Genomic DNA, 20864 nt, shown 5'->3' on the forward strand with positions numbered 1-20864 from the left:
CCAGCTTATGTTTCGTCTAATAGGCCTTTCAATGCTTGTTCAAGCCATAGCAATGCTGGCCCTTTAGAGCGTGTTTTCGATAAAACCAAATCAACCGGAGGCGACCACGTTTTATGGTCAAATGAGACGTTCACCTCTATCAAACGCTGTTTACTTAACTCTTCTTCAACAAGGTGTTTAGGTAAGTACGCCCAACCGACATCACTACCAAGGATCATTTCTTTGATAACGATAAAGCTGTTCGACCACCATACCTTGCCCGCTATAAGTGGAAACTGATCCATCATCTTACCTTTGTCGCCCCTCAGCATGAGCTGACGATGTGGCAGTAAATCCGACAATTTCGCTACACCCGTTTTGGCTAGCTTGTGGCTTGGGTGACAAACAGCAACAAACGGCAGATGCCCAATAAAGCAAGGTTCAGAACCGACATCAAAAGCCAAGTTGGTGAACATCAAACCAAGGTCTGCCTTCTCTTCAACTACGAAGGGGTTCACTTCTGTTGTGGTACAAGCGATCAACTCAACTTCAGTTGCAGGGAAAAGTTGGCTGAATTCACTTAGGATTCTGGATAGGTTGGGGACCAATAAGGAGTCATCTAATGCGATTTTAATAAGCCCTTCTTCGCCCGTTCCTATCGCACTAACGGAAGCATTGAGATCTTCAACCTGAAGGACGATTGCTTTCACTTGTTTAAAGAGCTGTTCACCTTCTTTCGTCAGCGAAGGTTTGCGAGTCGAACGATCAAATAACTCCACATTGAAATCTATTTCAAGATTGTTGATGCCTTGGCTTACCGCCGATTGCACCTTACCTAAATGACGAGCACTTGCTGAGAAAGAACCCAGCTCTACTGCGTAAACGAACATTTTAAGTTGTTCAATGTTATACATACCACCAACCTATTATCACCATTGGTGATAGTTACTATCTTTCTATAATCATAATTAAAGATAATATACCTTTCAAACAGCAAATATAGATTCAACAGAAAGAGAAAATACATGTCACACAAAGAACGAATTCTACATATGGTGCTATTTGAAGTGTTCGCACTGATCATGATGGCGGGGCTAGCAACCTACATTACTGGCAATGGAGCTGGGGAAATGGCGGGGTTAGCACTTGCGATGTCGCTAATAGCAATGGCTTGGAACTACGTCTACAACTACGGCTACGACAAAATCTTCGGGGCAGACAGAACAAAACGAACGAAGAAAACCCGAGTTTTACACGGATTAGGGTTTGAACTTGGTTTAATGACAGTGACGCTACCAGTCTTGATGTGGGTGTTGAAGCTGGATTTCCTAACCGTATTGATTATGGACATCGGCCTAGTCATTTTCTTTGTACTCTACGCTATCGGATTTAACTGGGCGTACGATTCAGTAAGAGACTACTTTGTTACACAAGGCAAAGTTAACGCTCTAAATTAATTCACCGATTCGCTCAAATATCATCACTGAGCGATAAACAAAACGAATTGCCAGATTCAGTATGGATCTGGCATTTTTTGTCATAGCTTAAGTACATCCTTGTTTGTTAACGCTTTTCCAACATTTGAGACCCCGGATAGGTCCACAAGATCCAAGTTTAATAAACCACCACTCGCGAATCAGCATCACAAATCCAGTCATTAACTCCTCGTACCAGTTGTGCATCTGCTTACATACAGGTACTTTTAGCGACCTCCCGAGACATACATTCGCGCAATAGCGTCCATACAAGCTTCTTTTTCGAGCAAAAGTGTTCGGTTTAACATTTCAAGCCAGTTTAATTAACAATTTTATGCTCAAACGCTCATTTTTAATGCTCGTTTATTTTCGAGTTCGCAAATTTATGCACAATACGCGTGCTAGATAAGCAAAAATAACAAGGACTCGAACATGACAACAAACAAACAACCTTCTTTATTTGGGCAATGCCTCGCCGAATTTATCGGTACTGGCCTGCTCATCTTCTTTGGCGTTGGCTGTGTGGCTGCACTGGTATTAACAGGTGCAACATTCGGACAATGGGAAGTTAGTATCATCTGGGGCTTCGGCGTATCTATCGCGATTTACTGCACAGCTGGCGTTTCTGGCGCACACATAAACCCTGCAGTAACCATTGCATTAGCCATGTTCCATGGATTTGATAAGGCGAAGGTAGTGCCTTACATCATCTCTCAATTACTTGGTGCCTTCTGCTCTGCAGCTTTGGTTTACAGCCTATACAGCAACTTGTTTACAGATTACGAAATTGCTCATAACTTTGTTCGTAGCAGCCAAGACGCACTATCAACTGCTGGTATCTTCTCGACTTACCCACATGCTTCACTCTCTTTCTTCGGCGCTTTTGCGGTGGAATTCGTGATTACTGCAGTATTGATGTTTGCCATTCTTGCACTGGGCGACGAGAACAATGGCGCATCACGTGGCGCAATGAACCCTCTACTGATCGGTATTCTTATCGCGGTAATTGGTGGCTCATTAGGTCCACTAACTGGCTTTGCTATGAACCCTGCACGTGACTTCGGACCAAAACTTTTCGCTTACTTTGCAGGTTGGGATTTTGCATTAACCGGTGCTCGTGATATTCCTTACTTCATCGTTCCAATTCTTGCTCCTATCGCTGGTGCGTGTTTTGGTGGCTGGTTGTACCCACGTGTTATTGGTGCTCACCTACCAGTGGAAGGCCATGGCTGCACAATTCCAAACCAATGTGAAACAGAAGAAGAAGCTGAACAAGCTCAAGCTTAACCCCAAGCGACCTTACATTTACTAAAATATAAATAACGGAACAAAAAGGATTCTTACCATGACCGAGCAAAAATACATTGTTGCCCTAGACCAAGGCACTACAAGCTCTCGCGCTGTAATCCTCGATCACGATGCAAACATCGTAAGCTCTTCTCAACGAGAATTTACTCAAATTTATCCAAAGGCTGGCTGGGTTGAACATGATCCAATGGAAATCTGGGCGACTCAAAGCTCTACATTGGTTGAAGCTCTAGCTAAAGCAGGCATTCGCAGCGACGAGCTAGCGGGTATCGGTATCACTAACCAACGTGAAACCACCATCGTTTGGAACAAAGAGACAGGCAAGCCGGTATACAACGCTATCGTATGGCAATGTCGTCGTACTGCAGAAATTTGTGAAGAACTTAAAGAGCGTGGCCTAGAAGACTACGTGCGTGACAATACAGGTTTAGTCCTTGACCCGTATTTCTCAGGTACAAAAGTAAAATGGATTCTAGACAACGTTGAAGGCGCTCGCGAAGACGCTGAAGCAGGTAAGCTACTGTTCGGTACGGTTGATACTTGGTTGGTTTGGAAGATGACTCAAGGCCGTGTACACGTTACGGATTACACTAACGCATCACGTACTATGTTGTTTAACATCAACGACCTATGCTGGGACAGCAAGCTACTAGACGAGATGGGTATTCCAGCATCAATGATGCCTGAAGTGAAACGCTCTTCTGAAGTTTACGGCCAAACGAACCTTGGTGGTAAAGGCGGTACTCGTATTCCAATCGCTGGTATTGCGGGTGACCAACAAGCAGCGCTTTACGGTCAAATGTGTGTTGAAGCTGGTCAAGCGAAAAACACATACGGCACGGGCTGTTTCCTACTGATGAACACAGGCCAAGAGAAAGTAACATCGAAGAACGGCCTATTGACGACATTAGCATGTGGTCCTACGGGCGAACCAGCTTATGCACTTGAAGGTGCGGTATTCATGGGTGGCGCATCTATCCAATGGCTACGTGATGAAATGAAGCTACTGGCTGGCGCAGAAGACTCTGAGTACTTCGCAACTAAAGTAGATACGTCAAACGGTGTTTACGTTGTTCCTGCATTTACCGGTCTAGGCGCACCATACTGGGATGCTTACGCTCGCGGTACAATTGTTGGCTTAACACGTGGCGTTAACTCTAACCACATCATTCGTGCAACACTGGAGGGTATTGCTTACCAAACTCGTGACGTACTGGATGCGATGCAAGCGGACTCTGGCATCAAGCTAGCAAACCTGCGTGTTGATGGCGGCGCAGTAGCGAACAACTTCTTAATGCAATTCCAATCAGACGTGCTAGATACAGAAGTTCACCGTCCTGAAGTAACGGAAGTAACGGCTCTGGGTGCAGCGTACCTTGCTGGTCTAGCGGTTGGTTTCTGGGACAGCATCGATGAGCTTCAAGACAAAGCGGTACTAGATCGCACGTTCTTGCCACACCACGATGAAGAGAAGCGTAACCGCCGTTACAAAGGTTGGAAGCGTGCCATCAAGTGTGCACAAGTTTGGTCTGAACTGCACGATGACGACGAAGAGTAAAATCGAGCGTTCGAATAATCACTCTCTTATCGATTGAATTGTTCGTTCCTCATTAAACGAAACTAAAAAGAGCACTATTTTGTGCTCTTTTTTGCGTTTGGAGCCAATTTTTCATTGTTTTGATCAACGTTTTTGCGGTTTGGACATAATTCCTTACTATCATTACTTCTCTCTCCTCATCAATTCGAGCACAATAGCGCGAGTTAATATTTTCGATTGTAACGCGCTAGAACCCATAGCGTGCAGGGAGTGGTAAGTTAAGTGAAGCAGATACCAAGACACCAGCAGATTGTAGACCTGGTAAAAACACAAGGATATGTGAGCACAGAAGAGCTCGTTGAAAAATTCGATGTTAGCCCACAAACCATCAGACGAGACCTCAATGAGCTGGCTGATAGCAACAAAATCCGTCGTTATCACGGTGGTGCAACCATTCCTCTTAGCTCAGAAAACACCTCTTACAACACGCGTAAAGCGCTTAACTTCAATGAAAAAGATGTGATTGCCGACGAGCTGGTTAAACACATTCCAGATGGTGCAACCTTGTTCGTTGATATCGGCACTACGCCAGAATCGGTGGCGCGCGCGCTGAACAAAAACCACAAACAACTCAGAGTCGTGACTAACAACATCAACGTTGCCAGTATCCTGCTACCAAACCCAGAGATAAAGGTTATCTTGGCGGGTGGCGAGGTAAGAAACCGTGATGGCGGTATCGTGGGTGAAGCAACACTCGATTTCGTGAAGCAGTTCCGCCTCGATTTCGGCATTCTAGGGATCAGCGGTATCGACTTTGACGGCTCACTGCTTGATTTTGACTACCATGAAGTTCGAGTGAAGCAAGCCATCATCGAAAACAGCCGCAGCATCTTCCTAGCAGTCGACCACAGTAAGTTTGGCCGCAACGCAATGGTTAAGCTGGGTAACATCTCTCAAGCACACATGGTATTCACCAATAAACAACCACCAGAAGAGATTCTGAACATCCTTAAAGATTCAGACATTCCATTAGAAGTTATCGAGACCGCTTCTCAACCACTAGCGTCGGACGAATAAAAAAACGCTCAGAAATCATGTTCATTAAAAGAGCCCATTATTGATAGATCACTTTATCGATAATGGGCTTTTTTGTTACTTAGAAAATCGTACTTGAACATGAACAGTCTCACTTCTATGCTCGAATAAGAGTCATTTTGAACCTTCGCTGTCATAAGCGAAGGTTTTTTTATGCGCAAATCACATAAAACGCGCATAAACGAAAATAATAAATGACCGCAAACGAAAGTTAATATAGGATTCAATTATGTTCTAAAATGCTCGTTCGCTCAGAAAGAGGTCAAAACCATGAGTGCTCAACAAACTAATTCAAACAATAGTACATCTTCAACTCTAGACTTAATCGTTATTGGCGGCGGCATCAATGGTGCGGGTATCGCGGCAGATGCTGCTGGTCGTGGTCTAAACGTTGGTTTATATGAAGCAAATGATTTCGCCTCTGCGACGTCTTCTGCAAGTTCAAAGCTAATCCACGGTGGCTTACGTTACCTTGAACATTACGAGTTTCGTTTAGTTTCGGAAGCACTCGCAGAGCGCGAAGTGTTGCTGAGAAAAGCACCTCATGTTGCACAACCAATGCGTTTCCGTTTACCGCACCGACCATTTTTACGCCCGGCTTGGATGATCCGCTGTGGCCTATTCCTTTACGATAACTTAGGTAAACGTACGACGCTTCCTGGAAGTAAAACGGTGAACTTGGCTCAATCAGGTTTACTGAAGCCAGAAATGAAAACAGGTTTCGAATACTCAGACTGCTGGGTAGATGATGCGCGTATGGTATTGCTGAACGTATTAGCGGCGAAAGAAAACAACGCAGAAGTACGCAACTACTGCCGAGTTGAAAAAGCGCACCGCGAAGGCGACATTTGGCACGTAACGATTCTTGATGTGATGACAAACCAACGTTTCGAGCGCAAAGCGAAAGCATTGGTCAACGCAGCTGGCCCTTGGGTGAAACAGTTCTTTGATGATGGTTTAGAGCAAACCTCACCGCGTAATATTCGCCTAATCAAAGGCTCACACATTGTGGTGCCGCGTGTTCATGACGAACCACAAGCGTACATCCTACAAAACAAAGATAACCGCATCGTGTTTATGATCCCTTACCTAGATAAGTTCTCGATCATCGGCACAACCGACCTTGAATACAAAGGCGACCCTCGCGAAGTGGCTATCGACGATGTAGAAGTTGATTACTTGATTGATATCGTTAACCAGCATTTTGTTAAGCAACTAGAGCGTGACGATGTAGTGTGGACATACAGTGGCGTAAGACCGCTTTGTGATGATGAATCTGACTCGCCACAAGCGATTACTCGTGACTACACACTGGAGCTGGATGCAGAAATGGATCAAGCACCACTGCTATCTATCTTCGGTGGCAAGTTAACGACTTATCGTAAACTCGGTGAAGCGGCACTGAACAAGCTAGAACCTTACCTGAAACACATGGGCGCACCTTGGACAGCTAACGACACGCTGCCGGGTGGTAACTTCAGCTGCAGCCGCGAACAGCTTGCAGCAATGATGCACACGAAATACCCTTGGGCATCAGAAGCACTGCTACTTCGTTACGTGACCCAATTTGGTACTTACACATGGGACCTGCTTGAAGGCGCTACATGTGAGGCAGACCTTGGTATCCAGTTCTCAAGCGAAGCACACGGTGTTTACCAAGCTGAGATTGATTACTTGATCAACCAAGAGATGGCAATGACAGACGAAGACATCTTATGGCGCAGAACCAAGCTTGGCTTGTACATGAACGAATCTGAGCAACAAGCATTGTCTGATTACTTAAAAGAGAAGCTACAACGTAAAGTGGTAAGCTTTTCTCAAGTAAGCTAATCCACCAGCCAACAAGCACAGTTCAACAACCTGATTAATAAACAAGCTTAGCGTCCCCCGCGCTAAGCTTTTTTATTATTTGCCTCCACTATTTGCGTTCAATTCCTTGCACTTCAGTAGTTGTCACTCGACCAAATCGCCCTATTACCCTCTTCTATTTTCAACAAAAGCTAAATAGTGTTTTATCAAATGGGTTAATTATCAATTTTACGAAAGGTTGCTATTCTTTATCTCAATAAAACAATTCATTCAAAACGCTCACGATGTCAGCGCTTTAATAAGGAATCTATTCCATGCAAAAAGTCATTCTGATAACAGGCTCTACCGACGGTATCGGCTTCGAAACAGCAAAAGCATTCGTTCAGCAAGGTCACCACGTTTTATTGCATGGACGTAACCCAACCAAACTTAAAGACGTTGAGCAGCAACTTGTCGCTCTCTCTACAGAGGCGAAGATCCAAAGCTACGTGGCCGATCTGTCGATTCTGGCAGATGTTGATGCTCTGGCTGACGAAGTGATTGCCGAGCATGAGAAGGTTGATGTATTGATCAACAACGCAGGTGTGTTCAATACCCCAAACCCAATCACCAAAGACGGTTTAGATGTTCGTTTTGCTGTAAACACAGTATCGCCGTATCACCTTACCAAGCGCCTGTTGCCAGTATTAGATTCGTCGAGCCGTGTGGTGAACTTATCGTCGGCTGCGCAAGCGGCAGTGAATATCGAAGCACTAGAAGGGAAAAAGCCACTTTCTGATGGCGATGCTTACGCGCAAAGCAAACTAGCGATCACCATGTGGACACGTGAGATGGCAAAAGAGCTAGGTTCTACTGGGCCAATGGTTATTGCTGTTAATCCAGCCTCTTTATTGGGCAGTAAGATGGTGAAAGACGCCTACGGCATTGCGGGCGGCGATCTGAGTATTGGCTCTGACATTCTCGTTCGTGCGTCATTATCTGACGAATTCGCACAAGCTGGCGGTCAATATTTTGATAATGACAACAACACGTTTGCGAACCCACACCCAGATGCGCTATACGGTGATAAATCACAGCAAGTTATCGCTAAAATTGAAGAGATCATCAAAGCGACGCTTTCTTAATTGCGACGACTCATGCTGAGTTGATTTGCAAATCTCAATAAAAAAGCCCTGTGTTTCTAATAAATTAACTTAGAGACGCAGGGCTTTTTCGTACAACATTTGCCTCTACGTTTGTTCCCAATACGGCGGGTTACCGTAGTAGTCCGAGAAGTAATCAATAAACGCTCTTACTTTGGGAGCAAGCAGCCTAGTACTAGGATACACCGCCCAGATCGCAGGTTCTGAGGTGAGTGGGTAATCTTCCAACACTTGAATCAGCTGACCACTTTTCAGTTGCTCATATGCACACCAATTCGACGTCACGGTAATACCAAGCCCACCGACTGCAGCATCACGTAGTGCCTCTCCGTTATCTGCTCTAAAAGATCCGGTCGCCTTAATCGTTTTCGGTCCGTTTTCAGTATGAAAGGTCCAGTTTTCTAGGCCAATCAAGCTAATGCATTGATGGTCATTAAGGTCCTGAGGCGTGGCAGGTTTGCCATATTTGATGAGGTAATCTGGTGATGCACATACCACTCGTTTATCTGTGGCAAGCTTACGCGCAATCAGAGTCGAATCCTTTAATTCAGAGATTCTAATCGCGATATCGAAACCGCCTTCCACAAGATCGACCACGGAGTCTGACAATCTGAAATCGACTTTTAACCCTGGGTATCGCTCAAGGAACCCCGGTAATGCTGGTATTAAGTGCAAACGTCCAAATGAAGCAGAGGCAGTAACACGCAGCGTACCGGTTGGTGAATCACTACCGACTCCAACCGCCGATTTTGCGGCATCGACACTCGACAGGACCTCTTCAGCATGAGGTAGAAATGCTTCTCCCTCTTCAGTGAGTGACACTTTACGAGTGGTGCGATGTACCAGGCGAACACCTAAATTGTCTTCCAATTTACTGATGTGGGAGCTGGCAACTGCGGGAGATAAACCCAACTCTTGGCCAGCCATGCTGATGTTATGTGTAGACGCTAAGCGAATAAACAATTTGAGGTGTTCAATGTTCATGTGATTACCAATAGAATCTTAAAAATCATATCGCAATAACCCACATTATGCGTCATCCCACTAACAATACAACATATGCCGCTACTTTGATGAGATTCAGATAATCGGAGCCAAAAAGAAAAAACTCCCGAAGGAGTTTTTATTATCTATCTCTAGAAACTGTCGTCCATTAGCTGTTCAAGCGAGCATATAACGCATCTTTCAACACAGAACGGTCGTGCTTCAGTTGGTGCATTGAGCCATCATCAATGGGTGAATCTTTCAGCTCAAGCTTACGAATCTCTTTATCAAGGTTGTCGTATGTCTTCATGTCAGTTGCAAAGCCATCATCAGTTTTAGCAAGCTCAGCAATTTTGTCTTTCATTTCAGGAAATTCGTGAACAAGAGAGTGATTTTCACCTAGCATAGAAACCTCTTAAGTTGATTAAAGTGATTGGTATTACACATTCATTATTAACCTTAGCAAGGGACTCAAATAACAAATGAGATCCAGTACACAGCATAGAATATAGACAATTTAGATTCACAAATTTACAACATCCCCCAACAAAATCGAGGGTGTTAAATTGAATTGTCTCAGTAACGATATAGGCTCACGAGAATCATGAATTCTCGTAAGCACTACTTTTATCTTGTTGGATTTGAATCCAGAGAACAGGTCTCAGTTTTGAGTGAGACCTTTCAGCTATCAGTTACCTACCAGGCAAAAGTTTGAATCACGCTATCCTTCGCCATTGGATTAGATGTGATCGCATGATTCACCTTGGCTAAGAACTGCTCTCTAGAATCAAGTAGGAAGCCTTTCTGAGTCACGATGTTGTTACCGTGGTCACCCCAATAGAAAGTATCGATATTGAGGTTCTCGAGTAAGTATTTTTCCTCTTCTAAGATCTGAAGTTGAGTCGGCATGATGAACGTACCGTCATTAACTTGCTGCTCCAAAGCCGTTCCTGGTTGTATTGCTAACGCCATTGGCGCTATCTGCTCAGGTTTCATGATATTCAGCAACCTTGTTGTCTCGAAAATGTGCTCGCGGGAACGCTCACGACCGCCGAGTCCAAAAATAAACGACAGTAGAGTTTCGATACCTGCCTCTTTTGCCAGCGCCATGCCCTCAATCGCTTGCTCTGGTGTCATACGCTTTTTGATATTATCGAGCACAACAGGATCACCAGACTCAAGACCCGCATACGCCATGCTTAACCCTGCACTTTTCAGCTCTTTAAGCTCACTCAAGCTCTTTCTACGGAAATCATTCAAACCGCTATAGAGTGATATTTTTCTACTTTCAGGAAAGGTGTGACGAAGCTTATCCAAGACCTTAAGCAGATAATCCGTACGAGCTGCCATCACGTTGCCATCAATAAGAAAAATCGATTCAACGTAAGGGTAGATCAGGCGCGCTTCTTCAATATCTTTAAACACGCCTTCAATGTCGCGAACCTTAAATCGCTTATCGCTGAACATATTACAGAATGTGCACGTGTTGATGCTGCAACCTAGTGTAGTTTGAATAAGAATACTCTTCGCCTCTATCCATGGACGATATACTTTTCCCTCATATTTCATATTGGTATCTCCGGTCTACAAGCACAGAGCGTGCTTGAATACACCAAAGCGTATCAACGTCAGCATTCGTTGATAATCCACAATATAGTCGAATCAGTTTTTAGATTTTAAATAAAATACCCTCTCCAGATGGAGAGGGTATTAATGTACTTATTGATAGAGGAGGAGCTTTAATCTCAATGTGAGATGATTAATAACCTACTGCTTAGGTTCATATAATTTTGTTGGAACTTCGGTTTCACAACGCTCAAGGTCATAATCTTGGGTCGTGCCACTATTACCTTGAAATCTCATTCTAACGATCATGCCTCTATCAACAAACCAACGAAGGTCTTGGCAAGAGAAACGATAGCTCGATTCCAAAATATGTGCAGTTGACCATCGAGAATTTCCCGGCAGTGACTCAACGTAATAGATCACGCCATTCTCTGTAATCGTCATTCCTTTTATGTCGCTTAGATGTTCAATAGCGGTATCAATTGTTTCTTGATCTGCTGTTGGTTGTAACTCTTCAATTGGGACACTCAAACAGCCAGAAAGAGCCGTTGCTGACAGACAAGCCAAAAAAATAGATTTCAATTTCATTTTTATTCTCATTCAATTACATAGCCAAAATAACGCTAGAACGAGATTCTATTCACGAGGTAAATAAATGTGTATTAGTATGTCCACTAATTTATAAAAAGTGTGATACAGAGTGCTTATTCACTTAATTTGGGGCTTTCTAAAAGAAGAAAATGACTCCTAACACACTCTCATAGAAAAGTCCGCAACCTATTGAAAATCAGAGATTTTAATTACGCATCAACCAACTGATGGTGTACGCGCCAGAAAGACAAGCTTAATGACTGAAAGCTAGCTGTAAGTTAATCGCTCGTCGCCAAACGCACCGCGGCTTCTGCATGAATGGCTGTAGTATCAAACAGGGGCACATCGGTATGTTGTTGCTGAATCAGTAAGGCGATTTCAGTACAGCCTAGAATGACGGCCTCTGCTCCTTGCTGGCTTAGCCTCTCAATGATCTGATTATAGATAGCGCGAGACTCTTCTTTTACTTCGCCTCGGCACAGCTCTTGGTAAATGATGTTGTGGACTTTCTCTCTATCATCCTTGGCAGGAATCACAACATCGATACCGAATTTATCGATTAAACGCCCTTTGTAAAAATCTTGTTCCATCGTGAAAGCGGTGCCGAGTAACCCGACTTTCTTTACGCCCTGTTCTAGCAGCTTTTGCGCGGTAGTATCAGCGATATGTAAGATAGGAACCGTGATCTTCTGTTCGATTTCAGGCACGACTTTATGCATGGTATTGGTACAAATTAAGATGAAGTCTGCGCCACCTTTCTCAACAGATAATGCCGCGTCAGCTAAAATATCGGCAGTCTCAGCCCAACGGCCTTGGTGTTGTAACTTTTCAATCTCATCGAAGTTCACGCTATACATACAAATCTTTGCAGAGTTCAACCCTCCCAGCGTCGCTTTAACACCTTCGTTAATGGATTTGTAATAGCTCATGGTCGATTCCCAACTCATACCACCAAGCAAACCGATCGTTTTCATTTTTTATTCCTTTAATTTCTGACTATCCCGATTAAAGCGTCCTGCGTTAAAAATTTATAGTACGATCTTGCTGAAAATGAGACGAAGTCTTCGCTATTTAGCAAAAGGCTCGAATGAACCATCCGAGCCTTTGTTGTTTTGTCTGAATGTTTGTGTGGGTTAATACACCTCACACCAATCGGATTTCATGTCGATTAACGTCCAATCATCTCTGGAGTTCGCTTCGTCGAGTGCTTTATCAAGCTTACCCACATGGGACTCACGATCATACTTCCACTCGCGCTCGGCATCGGTGTGATGAACAATCATCGCCATTGAGTTTAGTTGACTGGTTGCCCACTGCATCATCGCTTGATCGCCGTCTGAGTTACCTACTGCTAGAATCGGCTTCTTACCGATAATATGCTGAATGTTGGTAACCTTTCCGGCTTTGTCATCAATGGTCAAAATGGACGAATCTTTGGTAACGGTCGGATTGCCGTCGTTGTAGCTGTAGTTGTATTTAAGTGCGCTACCGATGATCTGTTCTGACGGGATATTGTAAGCATCAGGAGCCCACACTCTCATGAAATCAACACCACCACCCGACACGATGTAAGTCTTGAAGTCATGCTCTTGAAGGTAAATCAGCATCTCTTTCATTGGCTGGTAAGTCAGATCGGTATAGGCTTTGTTGAAGCGTTCATCTTTCGCTGCAGCTAACCATTGCTCAACATCTTTTTGGTATTGTTCAACTGTCATACCAGAATGTGTCGCCATGATGATTTTCAATAACCCTTCTTCACCGCTCCCTAGAACACTCTTGATGTCACCTTCAAGCACGAACTTAAACGGTGCTTCTGTTTTCCATTCAGGATGTTCAGGCGCCATCTCTTTGATTCGATCTAACGCGAAAGCCAATTGGAAGTAGTATGGCTTTTCAGACCAAAGCGTACCATCGTTATCAAACACAGCAATACGGTCTTGAATCGCAACGAATGTATCAGATTCTTCTTTCGTAGCTTGACCAACAAAATCCACGATAGCGGATTTACTGTCGCTGTCTTTCCATGAAGGCAGCAAATTGGGATCACAATCTTTTGCAAAAGAAGAGAAAGAGAGGCTAGATAAAATTGCAACGGACAAAAGGGTTATTTTCTTCATAGCACTACCATGTTGTTGAATTAATTAACGGACTTAATGTCATTCATCCTAGTTGCTCTACTCTGATTTTCCACTTATGAACACTATAACCGACGCTTATATTGCTGTTCCTTGAGTGCTTGCAAAAACGCGACTTCAAAGGCTAGTTCAAAAATAAAAGAGTTGTGGCGTTAGAGGTTTACCCCACTAAAAAATGTCGTTATGGTGATTTGTAATACATCATAAAAACAAGGACAGTCAGAGCGCTATGAATAGTACGATTGAGACCATCTTGGGGCATCGCTCCATTCGTCAATATACCGATCAACCAATAGAGAAAGAGCACCTCGATTTAATTGTCCAGGCAGGTCTCGCCGCGTCATCATCAAGCTTATTGCAGGCTGTTTCTATCATCAGAGTAACAGACAAAGAGAAACGTAAGCTGCTAGCGGAATACGCTGGCAACCAGCCTTATGTGGAAAGTGCTGCTGAGTTTTTAGTGTTCTGTATCGACTATCAACGCCACGCTCAAATTAACCCTGAGGTAAAAACCGACTTTACCGAGCTAACTCTGATTGGCGCCGTCGATTCTGGCATTATGGCGCAGAACTGCATGCTCGCAGCAGAGTCATTAGGATTAGGTGGCGTATACATTGGTGGCTTGCGCAATAGCGCTCAACAGGTTGATGAGCTATTAGAACTTCCACAGCACACAGCCGTGCTCTTTGGTATGTGTTTAGGTCATCCTGCACAGCAACCAGATATTAAACCCCGCCTTCCAGCTCATGTGGTAATGCACGAAAACCAATACCAACCATTGAGCCTAGATGAAATCGCTAGCTATGACGATTCAATGCAGAGCTACTACGCCAACCGCTCAAGTAACCAAAAGCAAAGCAGTTGGTCACAGCAGATCACACAGAAACTCTCTGGAGAATCTCGCCCACATATTTTGCCGTACTTGAACAGTAAGCAACTGACTAAGAGATAGCGTTCAAGACCCAGCTCAGATAAACAAGCTATCTTTCCATCATCACAAACAAAAATGTCAGCGTATTATGCGCTGACATTTTTCATTATTCTGAAGTCGACTCTCTTAGAGGTATTTCTCTATCGGGAGAAGCTGTAGGAAGCCTGATTGCATGCGTTCCCACTTACCGGTTTCTGGTTCGCTGTCCCAACTCTGCTCACCTGAATACCAATACACATCACCATCTTCTAGCTCCAAACGCCAACTGTTGTCTTCGCTCATCGCCTGTTCGATAGTTTCAGCTAGCGTTTCAGCAATCGCTTTGTTTTCAATGATTAACACCGACTCAGTATTTAGGTAAGTCGAGCGCAGGTTGAAGTTGAATGAACCAATACTCGCAATACTGCGGTCAAATACCACTGATTTAGCATGCAGACCATAAGCCGTCTCTGGCGCACACTTAGACACGTCTTGGGTAGATGCTTCACACAACTTGGTATCTGGTTTTAACTCAAACAGGTCGATGCCATGCTCTAACATATCGTAGCGTCTGCCCGCGTAAGCAGAGTGGTTAGTAACCAAGTCATTTGACGCCATTGAGTTGGTCAATGCTTTTATCTCAACGCCTTCGTCATTCAACGTTTGCCACTCATCTAATTGACCATCATCGAATACCAAGTAGGCCGATTCAAGTAAGATCTCTTGTTTAGATTCACTGGCTAGCTGACCTAGCAAAACCGCCGTTGCTTTAGGTTCATCAGTATTGTCTGAATCAACAGGCACAGGGCGATCGTAAGCGAAACGAGCATTCACCCAAGTCATCTCATCAAGAACCTCTTTCAGCAAGCTATCTGCTGCTTCATGATTTAATGGTAACTCTGGGTAGTTTTTGTATTGTGGAACCGTTATATCGTCAATCTTTGAAAGATCCGGTTGCTCTTCGTCACCCAACATAGCGACAGGGTAAGACCAACGACTGTCCCAATACTCAATAAAGCTGGTTTGGATAGTGGTAACGACGGTACCCATCACCAATACATCACGATCTCGGAAGTTGATCTCGTCAGAAAGGTCGAAGTATTCATCACCAATATTACGTCCACCCACCACAGACAAAGTGCCATCTACAGTGAACGATTTATTGTGCATACGACGGTTTAAACGTGAGAAATCACCAAGGAAACTCAACCACTTACTGAAACCACGGCGCGTTGGTGTTGGGTTGAAGATTCGAATCTCAACATTCGGGTGAGCGTCGAGTGCTGACAGTAGCCCTTCACGCTCATTGAGGTTGATGTCATCCAGCATCACGCGAACCTTAACGCCACGATCAGCAGCAGCTAGTAGGCGACTAGCAAGATACTTACCCGATTCATCCGAGTTCCAGATGTAGTATTGAATATCGATGGTGTGCTCTGCGCTTTCAACTAGTGCCAAGCGCTGAGCCAATGCATCCCAACCGGATTCTTGTAAACGAACGGCAGTCGTCGCCTGCTCTGATTCGGGTTGATATTCATCCGCCAAAACCGATAAAGCGCTTGGTCCATAAGAGGTGTAAGGTTCTGCCGGGTGATCGATGCCTTCGGGTAATGAAGAACAGCCGCCGAGTGCGGCGACGAGTAATAAGGTTAAGCTGATGCGTTGGAGCACAGGCATGTGTTTGACTTCCTTTTCACGGTGAGGTCTTTGAATTGGCCTCGACAACTTTTCAACGACCAAGTTGTTCGAGGTTATTCATTGATTATTACTGCTAAATCCAGAAATTTATAGGTAATTATCCAGTATAAATAAAACTTAGCGACTTCATCGTGAGGAACACAGTACCAAAATCACCTTTCAGGCATCGATAGTGACTACAAGGTCACGATGCTTTCAGTTGTTCGATACCTAAACAATAAAGGCCTAAAGGCTTTCTCACCATCTCAACCGTAATCTCAGTTCTATCCGGGTTACAATTCAATGCAAGCGCATAGCCATGCAAATAGTCTACTAGCAAATGAAGAGCGTCTTCGGATTGCTCTGATGTGAGATTCAACGGGCTCACTACCGCTTCAAAGCGCTCACTAAATACCTCAACGGGCCCAAGCGATTTCATCGTCAGCAAAGTTTCTAATAGCCCACGGTAGTCGTTCAACACCGACAGGTAGCTCACGCTAAGCTGATAAAGGTTCTCTTGCCACACTTGGTTTTGCTCAGGCAGTGCCACTTCACCTACTAATGAAACAGTGATCGACTCCAATAGATCATTTTTTTTTTTGAAGTAATGATATATCGCCATCGCATCGACGCCGAGCTCTGTGGCTAACCCTCTGATACTCGGCACTTTACCACCTTCCCGCATCATGCACTTTGCCGTATCTAAGATCTTTTCGGCACTTAGTTGGCTTGATCCACTCTTTGGTCGACCTCGCTTTTGATCCTTGACAGTCATAACACCACCTCTTAAACTTAAATTTCTACACTGTAGAATATTTTAATTTAATACAGTGTAAATGCCAAGTTCCTGTTCAATTTCGGAGTTAACAATGTCAAATATTGTCTTTATCGGTACGAGTCTTGATGGTTACATTGCAGACAAAAACGGTGGTCTAGATTGGCTACAAGCCATCCCAAATCCAGAGGGTGATGACATGGGGTACAACGCCCATATCGATCGTATCGATGCTTTGGTAATGGGCCGAAATACAATGGATATGGTGCTGAGCTTCGGTATTGATTGGCCTTACACAAAACCGGTTTATGTATTGAGCAACACGTTGACGGAAGTACCTAAAGAGGTTGAAGGTAAAGTGTTCTTGATAAAGGGCAAACTCACTCAGATCATCGAAGACCTCAACAGCAAAGGCCTTAACAATCTGTATATTGATGGCGGTGTGACCATTCAAAACTTCCTCAAAGAAGACCTGGTTGATGAACTGATTATCTCGACGCTCCCTGTCGTTCTTGGTGGTGGCGCTCCGCTATTTGGGGACTTAGTTTCGCCTCTCGACTTTACGCTGAAAAGTGTCACCACTTATCTTGATCAAATCGTAACCACTCATTACCTACGTAAGCGTTAAACTAATGTCCATATAAAGGGAATGTAACGATCAACACTGAAAACAGTGTTCACGCTGCATAACCTTTATAGCCCCTACTAAAAACTCCCCTAAATTAGTACCATTGATCGTATCCCATTCTTAATGGTATTTATGCCTTATGAAGCTTTTAGTCGATCGTACTGGTGAACAGTTTTTAGAAATTCTGGAAGAATCAGGAGACAAACTGACGGTTCAATTCATTAGCAATGAAGGTAATCGAAAGGGTAAACCGTTCCAAGATAGCTTGAGTGGCTTGTTCCTCACAGGCTGGAAGCCTCGCACGACCTCTACCGCCATTGGCTTAGAACGCTTTAAACAAGGCAAGCTGCAAGACCCGAAAGTGAGCTTCGCGCTTCATCAGCTCTACCCACTTGGCCGAGATGTAAAACTGCCTACTGGAGATATCGCCACAATAGCAAGTTACGCCAATACTCACAGCGACGGCTACTATATGTTTGTGCGCCTCAACGATGAGTTAACTCGACTCAGAATTACGCCCGATTGGGAACTGCAACCTTCCGCTCAAAGATTGGCTCTGCCTTATTACCCTGCTCCAAGAAGCCAACAAGAACTCGACAATATTGATGATTTTGATGCTTGGGCTGGCGGTTTTTAATACTCTTTAGCCCATACCCTAAAGACTGTAAACCTAAGTTTATTATCAATTAATTTTTGATAATAATTCTAACGGAGCGCGGTTTATCATCATGAGCCTTCCTACTATTCTTTGTTCATCGGCACTGATGATTGCTCATCCAATAGAGAGCAACTCAGTGAACAACACCACTTCGGTGAATCAAATATATAGGTAACGAACATGACTCAACTGACTATCATTGCAAACATCGTCGCTAACGAAGACAAAGTTGAACTGGTTAAAGCAGAGTTGCTAAAGCTGATTGATATCACTCGCGCTGAAGAAGGTTGCATCAACTACGACCTACACCAAGACAATGAAAATCCTGCGCATTTCACGTTCTACGAAAACTGGACATCACGTGAACTGTGGCAAGCGCACATGGGTAATACTCATCTCGCTGAGTACATGGCTGCAACCGAAGGTTGTGTGGCGTCGTTCACTCTCAATGAGATGACGAAAATCGGTTAGTCACTGACTGCACACATTAACAAACAATAAAAAGCCCGTTCAGAACACCTGAACGGGCTTTTTCATTGAACTTGGTATTCTCTAAGCTACAGACTCGCTCAGTGCAGGTTCAAACACTGTCTTTTGTTGTTTCTGCCATTTATCCACGACCAGTGCAGCGATCATGTCACCTTCTACGTTCACAGCCGTACGGAATGTATCTAACGGGCGTTCAATAATCAGCAGAATCGCAATCGCTTCCAGTGGTATACCAGCGGCCAATAACACCAGCTGCATGCCAGACATAGATCCAGATGGCATACCCGGAGCCCCGACAGAAGAGACCATCGCCATAATGAAGATCATCACCAAGCCAGAAGTCGTGAGGTCCACACCAAACAGTTGAGCCAAGAAGATTGCCGCAACACCTTCGAAAAGTGCCGTACCATCCATGTTCATCACTGCACCAAGTGGTAACACCATGCTACTTGTACTTTGCGATACGCCAAGCTTCTCTTCTGCGCTCTGCATCGCCAGTGGCAAAGTAGCAGAGCTTGATGACGTTGCGAACGCCATCGCCATCGGTGCCGAGATACCTTTGAATAGTGTGCTAAGACGAATCCCAGTCATCACCTTCGCAATGGTCGGCAGTACAATCGCTCCGTGAATCAAAGTCAGCACAAACACGAGCAAAGCAAACAGTGCCAATTGCTCAAACAGTGACTCACCACCACGAACGGTAAAATCAAGGACAATGGCGAAAACCGCTAGTGGAGCTAAACGAATTATCCAACCAACAATGGTATTGATGCTCTTGTTCAAGCCATGAAGCACCTCAAAAATCGGGTGTTTTTCTGGCAATGAAGAAAGCAGAGCAATACCCAACATGAATGAGAACACAACAATCGCGAGCAAGTTACCATTGGTTAATGCCGCTACCGGGTTCACTAATGCCATGCTAAACAGCTTGCTGGCAATAGCAGCTCCTCCTGCCGCATCTTCGCTGATAAGCTGAACATCGTCTCCAATCGTAGCAACGCTGGTTAAAGGCTCCCAAGCAGGCAGCAGCAATGAAGCACCCAAGCCCAAAGAGATGGCTATCAGCGTCGTGAAGCTATAGAAAAGTACGGTATTACGGCCAATTTGCTTCAATCGAGTGATCGAGCCAATGCTTGTTATACCTTGCAACAACGAGAATAAAACCACTAAACCAACGACCATTTTTAGCAAGCCGATATAAGTAGTTTTACCAAGCATTAAGAACTGATACCACCCCGTTTGGGTAATGCCAGAGGTTGAAGCAATAAGTTGTGCAAAAAGCCATGCAAGCAAAGCAGCTAACATTAACTGAAGAGGTAAAGAGTGGCGAAGTTTAGTCAACATAAGGACAATTCCAGTAACCCTGTAGGACAATTCAGATACCTTTATTAAAGGGAACAACCTTTAATAAAAATATTCCTTGGTAAAGTGTGCCTAGGAAAAAATAAAGTCCGTTAGAGATTCAATCTAACGGACTTTATGAAAACCAGATGAGGTTTAAGATTTAAGGCTATTTATCCATGTGTAGAACAGTACGGATAGACTCACCTTTGTGCATGAGTTCGAATGCTTCGTTTACGTCTTCAAGACCCATAGTGTGAGTGATGAACTCTTGTAGTCCGAACTCACCCGCCATGTAACGGTTTACGATTTCTGGAAGCTCAGAGCGGCCTTTAACACCACCGAAAGCAGAACCACGCCATACACGACCTGTTACTAGTTGGAACGGACGAGTTGAGATCTCTTGGCCTGCACCTGCAACACCAATTACAACTGATTCACCCCAACCTTTGTGACAACACTCAAGAGCTTGACGCATCACATTTACGTTACCGATACACTCGAATGAGTAATCAACACCACCGTCTGTCATCTCAACGATAACGTCTTGGATTGGCTTGTCGTAGTTCATTGGGTTGATGCAGTCAGTCGCGCCAAGTTGTTTTGCTAGCTCGAATTTGCTCTCGTTAATATCAACACCGATGATTTTGCTTGCACCCGTCATACGAGCACCGATGATTGCAGAAAGACCGATACCGCCTAGGCCGAATACAGCAACTGTGTCGCCTTTTTCAACTTTAGCTGTGTTCAGTACCGCACCCATAC

The 20864-nt window shown here is 44.3% G+C and carries 21 protein-coding genes; 10 read left to right on the forward strand and 11 right to left on the reverse strand.

Going from position 1 to position 20864, the window contains the following annotated elements:
• Window positions 1-5: 5 nt before the first annotated feature.
• Window positions 6-893, reverse strand: a complete 888-nt coding sequence (locus F0228_RS20090) for a LysR family transcriptional regulator (RefSeq protein WP_171731303.1) — start codon at window positions 891-893, stop codon at window positions 6-8.
• A 111-nt stretch (window positions 894-1004) separates the two neighbouring features.
• Between F0228_RS20090 and F0228_RS20095 the strand changes: the two genes are divergently transcribed.
• The 6 genes from F0228_RS20095 (at window position 1005) to F0228_RS20120 (ending at window position 8327) form a co-directional block, all read left to right on the forward strand.
• Window positions 1005-1436 carry a PACE efflux transporter gene (locus tag F0228_RS20095; protein ID WP_061032075.1) on the forward strand — a complete coding sequence of 144 codons (432 nt, stop codon included), beginning with the start codon at window positions 1005-1007 and terminating at the stop codon, window positions 1434-1436.
• A 450-nt stretch (window positions 1437-1886) separates the two neighbouring features.
• The gene (locus F0228_RS20100; RefSeq protein ID WP_008215950.1) at window positions 1887-2741 is read left to right on the forward strand and encodes an MIP/aquaporin family protein; all 855 of its coding nucleotides are present in this window, start codon (window positions 1887-1889) and stop codon (window positions 2739-2741) included.
• Between the two features lie 58 nt (window positions 2742-2799).
• Window positions 2800-4320, forward strand: a complete 1521-nt coding sequence (glpK, locus tag F0228_RS20105; RefSeq protein WP_008215951.1) for a glycerol kinase GlpK — start codon at window positions 2800-2802, stop codon at window positions 4318-4320.
• A gap of 261 nt (window positions 4321-4581) precedes the next feature.
• Window positions 4582-5376 carry a DeoR/GlpR family transcriptional regulator gene (locus F0228_RS20110; protein WP_061032073.1) on the forward strand — a complete coding sequence of 265 codons (795 nt, stop codon included), beginning with the start codon at window positions 4582-4584 and terminating at the stop codon, window positions 5374-5376.
• Between the two features lie 288 nt (window positions 5377-5664).
• Window positions 5665-7224 (forward strand): glycerol-3-phosphate dehydrogenase, encoded by a 1560-nt coding sequence (glpD, locus tag F0228_RS20115; protein WP_171762707.1) that lies wholly within the window; start codon window positions 5665-5667, stop codon window positions 7222-7224.
• 293 nt (window positions 7225-7517) lie between these two features.
• Complete coding sequence (locus F0228_RS20120; RefSeq protein WP_116871224.1) at window positions 7518-8327, forward strand: SDR family NAD(P)-dependent oxidoreductase; 810 nt, start codon at window positions 7518-7520, stop codon at window positions 8325-8327.
• A 105-nt stretch (window positions 8328-8432) separates the two neighbouring features.
• On the opposite strand, the gene F0228_RS20125 is transcribed toward F0228_RS20120, so the two are convergent.
• The 6 genes from F0228_RS20125 to F0228_RS20150 form a co-directional block, all read right to left on the reverse strand.
• The gene (locus tag F0228_RS20125; RefSeq protein WP_061032070.1) at window positions 8433-9329 is read right to left on the reverse strand and encodes a LysR family transcriptional regulator; all 897 of its coding nucleotides are present in this window, start codon (window positions 9327-9329) and stop codon (window positions 8433-8435) included.
• Window positions 9330-9498: 169 nt separating this feature from the next.
• Window positions 9499-9735, reverse strand: a complete 237-nt coding sequence (locus F0228_RS20130; RefSeq protein ID WP_004740376.1) for a YdcH family protein — start codon at window positions 9733-9735, stop codon at window positions 9499-9501.
• A 290-nt stretch (window positions 9736-10025) separates the two neighbouring features.
• Window positions 10026-10898: a radical SAM protein gene (locus F0228_RS20135; RefSeq protein WP_116871223.1), complete on the reverse strand. Its 873-nt coding sequence runs from the start codon at window positions 10896-10898 to the stop codon at window positions 10026-10028.
• A gap of 198 nt (window positions 10899-11096) precedes the next feature.
• Window positions 11097-11483, reverse strand: a complete 387-nt coding sequence (locus F0228_RS20140) for a hypothetical protein (protein WP_061032068.1) — start codon at window positions 11481-11483, stop codon at window positions 11097-11099.
• A gap of 281 nt (window positions 11484-11764) precedes the next feature.
• On the reverse strand, window positions 11765-12460 hold the full coding sequence (locus F0228_RS20145) for an aspartate/glutamate racemase family protein (RefSeq protein WP_061032067.1): 696 nt from the start codon (window positions 12458-12460) through the stop codon (window positions 11765-11767).
• Between the two features lie 159 nt (window positions 12461-12619).
• Complete coding sequence (locus tag F0228_RS20150) at window positions 12620-13603, reverse strand: HAD family hydrolase (RefSeq protein ID WP_061032066.1); 984 nt, start codon at window positions 13601-13603, stop codon at window positions 12620-12622.
• A 247-nt stretch (window positions 13604-13850) separates the two neighbouring features.
• Between F0228_RS20150 and nfsA the strand changes: the two genes are divergently transcribed.
• Window positions 13851-14573, forward strand: coding sequence for an oxygen-insensitive NADPH nitroreductase (nfsA, locus tag F0228_RS20155; RefSeq protein ID WP_105058508.1), 723 nt, complete (start codon window positions 13851-13853; stop codon window positions 14571-14573).
• Window positions 14574-14678: 105 nt separating this feature from the next.
• On the opposite strand, the gene F0228_RS20160 is transcribed toward nfsA, so the two are convergent.
• Entirely contained in the window at window positions 14679-16208 is a 1530-nt protein-coding gene (locus F0228_RS20160; protein WP_171731297.1) for a phospholipase D family protein, read from the reverse strand.
• A 205-nt stretch (window positions 16209-16413) separates the two neighbouring features.
• The gene (locus tag F0228_RS20165; protein WP_171731296.1) at window positions 16414-16983 is read right to left on the reverse strand and encodes a TetR/AcrR family transcriptional regulator; all 570 of its coding nucleotides are present in this window, start codon (window positions 16981-16983) and stop codon (window positions 16414-16416) included.
• A gap of 61 nt (window positions 16984-17044) precedes the next feature.
• Between F0228_RS20165 and F0228_RS20170 the strand changes: the two genes are divergently transcribed.
• The 3 genes from F0228_RS20170 (at window position 17045) to F0228_RS20180 (ending at window position 18740) form a co-directional block, all read left to right on the forward strand.
• A complete protein-coding gene (locus F0228_RS20170) occupies window positions 17045-17611 on the forward strand; it encodes a dihydrofolate reductase family protein (RefSeq protein WP_171731295.1) in 567 nt (188 codons plus the stop codon).
• A 139-nt stretch (window positions 17612-17750) separates the two neighbouring features.
• On the forward strand, window positions 17751-18248 hold the full coding sequence (locus F0228_RS20175) for a hypothetical protein (RefSeq protein ID WP_061016237.1): 498 nt from the start codon (window positions 17751-17753) through the stop codon (window positions 18246-18248).
• A gap of 201 nt (window positions 18249-18449) precedes the next feature.
• Window positions 18450-18740 (forward strand): putative quinol monooxygenase, encoded by a 291-nt coding sequence (locus F0228_RS20180; protein WP_102425863.1) that lies wholly within the window; start codon window positions 18450-18452, stop codon window positions 18738-18740.
• A gap of 81 nt (window positions 18741-18821) precedes the next feature.
• Here the strand turns inward: F0228_RS20180 and F0228_RS20185 are convergent, their stop codons facing one another.
• Together F0228_RS20185 and F0228_RS20190 are read right to left on the reverse strand one after the other, a co-directional pair.
• Window positions 18822-20102, reverse strand: coding sequence for a dicarboxylate/amino acid:cation symporter (locus F0228_RS20185; RefSeq protein WP_171731294.1), 1281 nt, complete (start codon window positions 20100-20102; stop codon window positions 18822-18824).
• Between the two features lie 166 nt (window positions 20103-20268).
• On the reverse strand, window positions 20269-20864 hold a 596-nt coding region (locus tag F0228_RS20190; RefSeq protein ID WP_171762708.1), incomplete at its 5' end, for a zinc-binding dehydrogenase.

Origin of the sequence: Vibrio sp. 99K-1, assembly GCF_013114585.1 — a bacterium.
GTDB lineage: Bacteria > Pseudomonadota > Gammaproteobacteria > Enterobacterales > Vibrionaceae > Vibrio > Vibrio chagasii_B.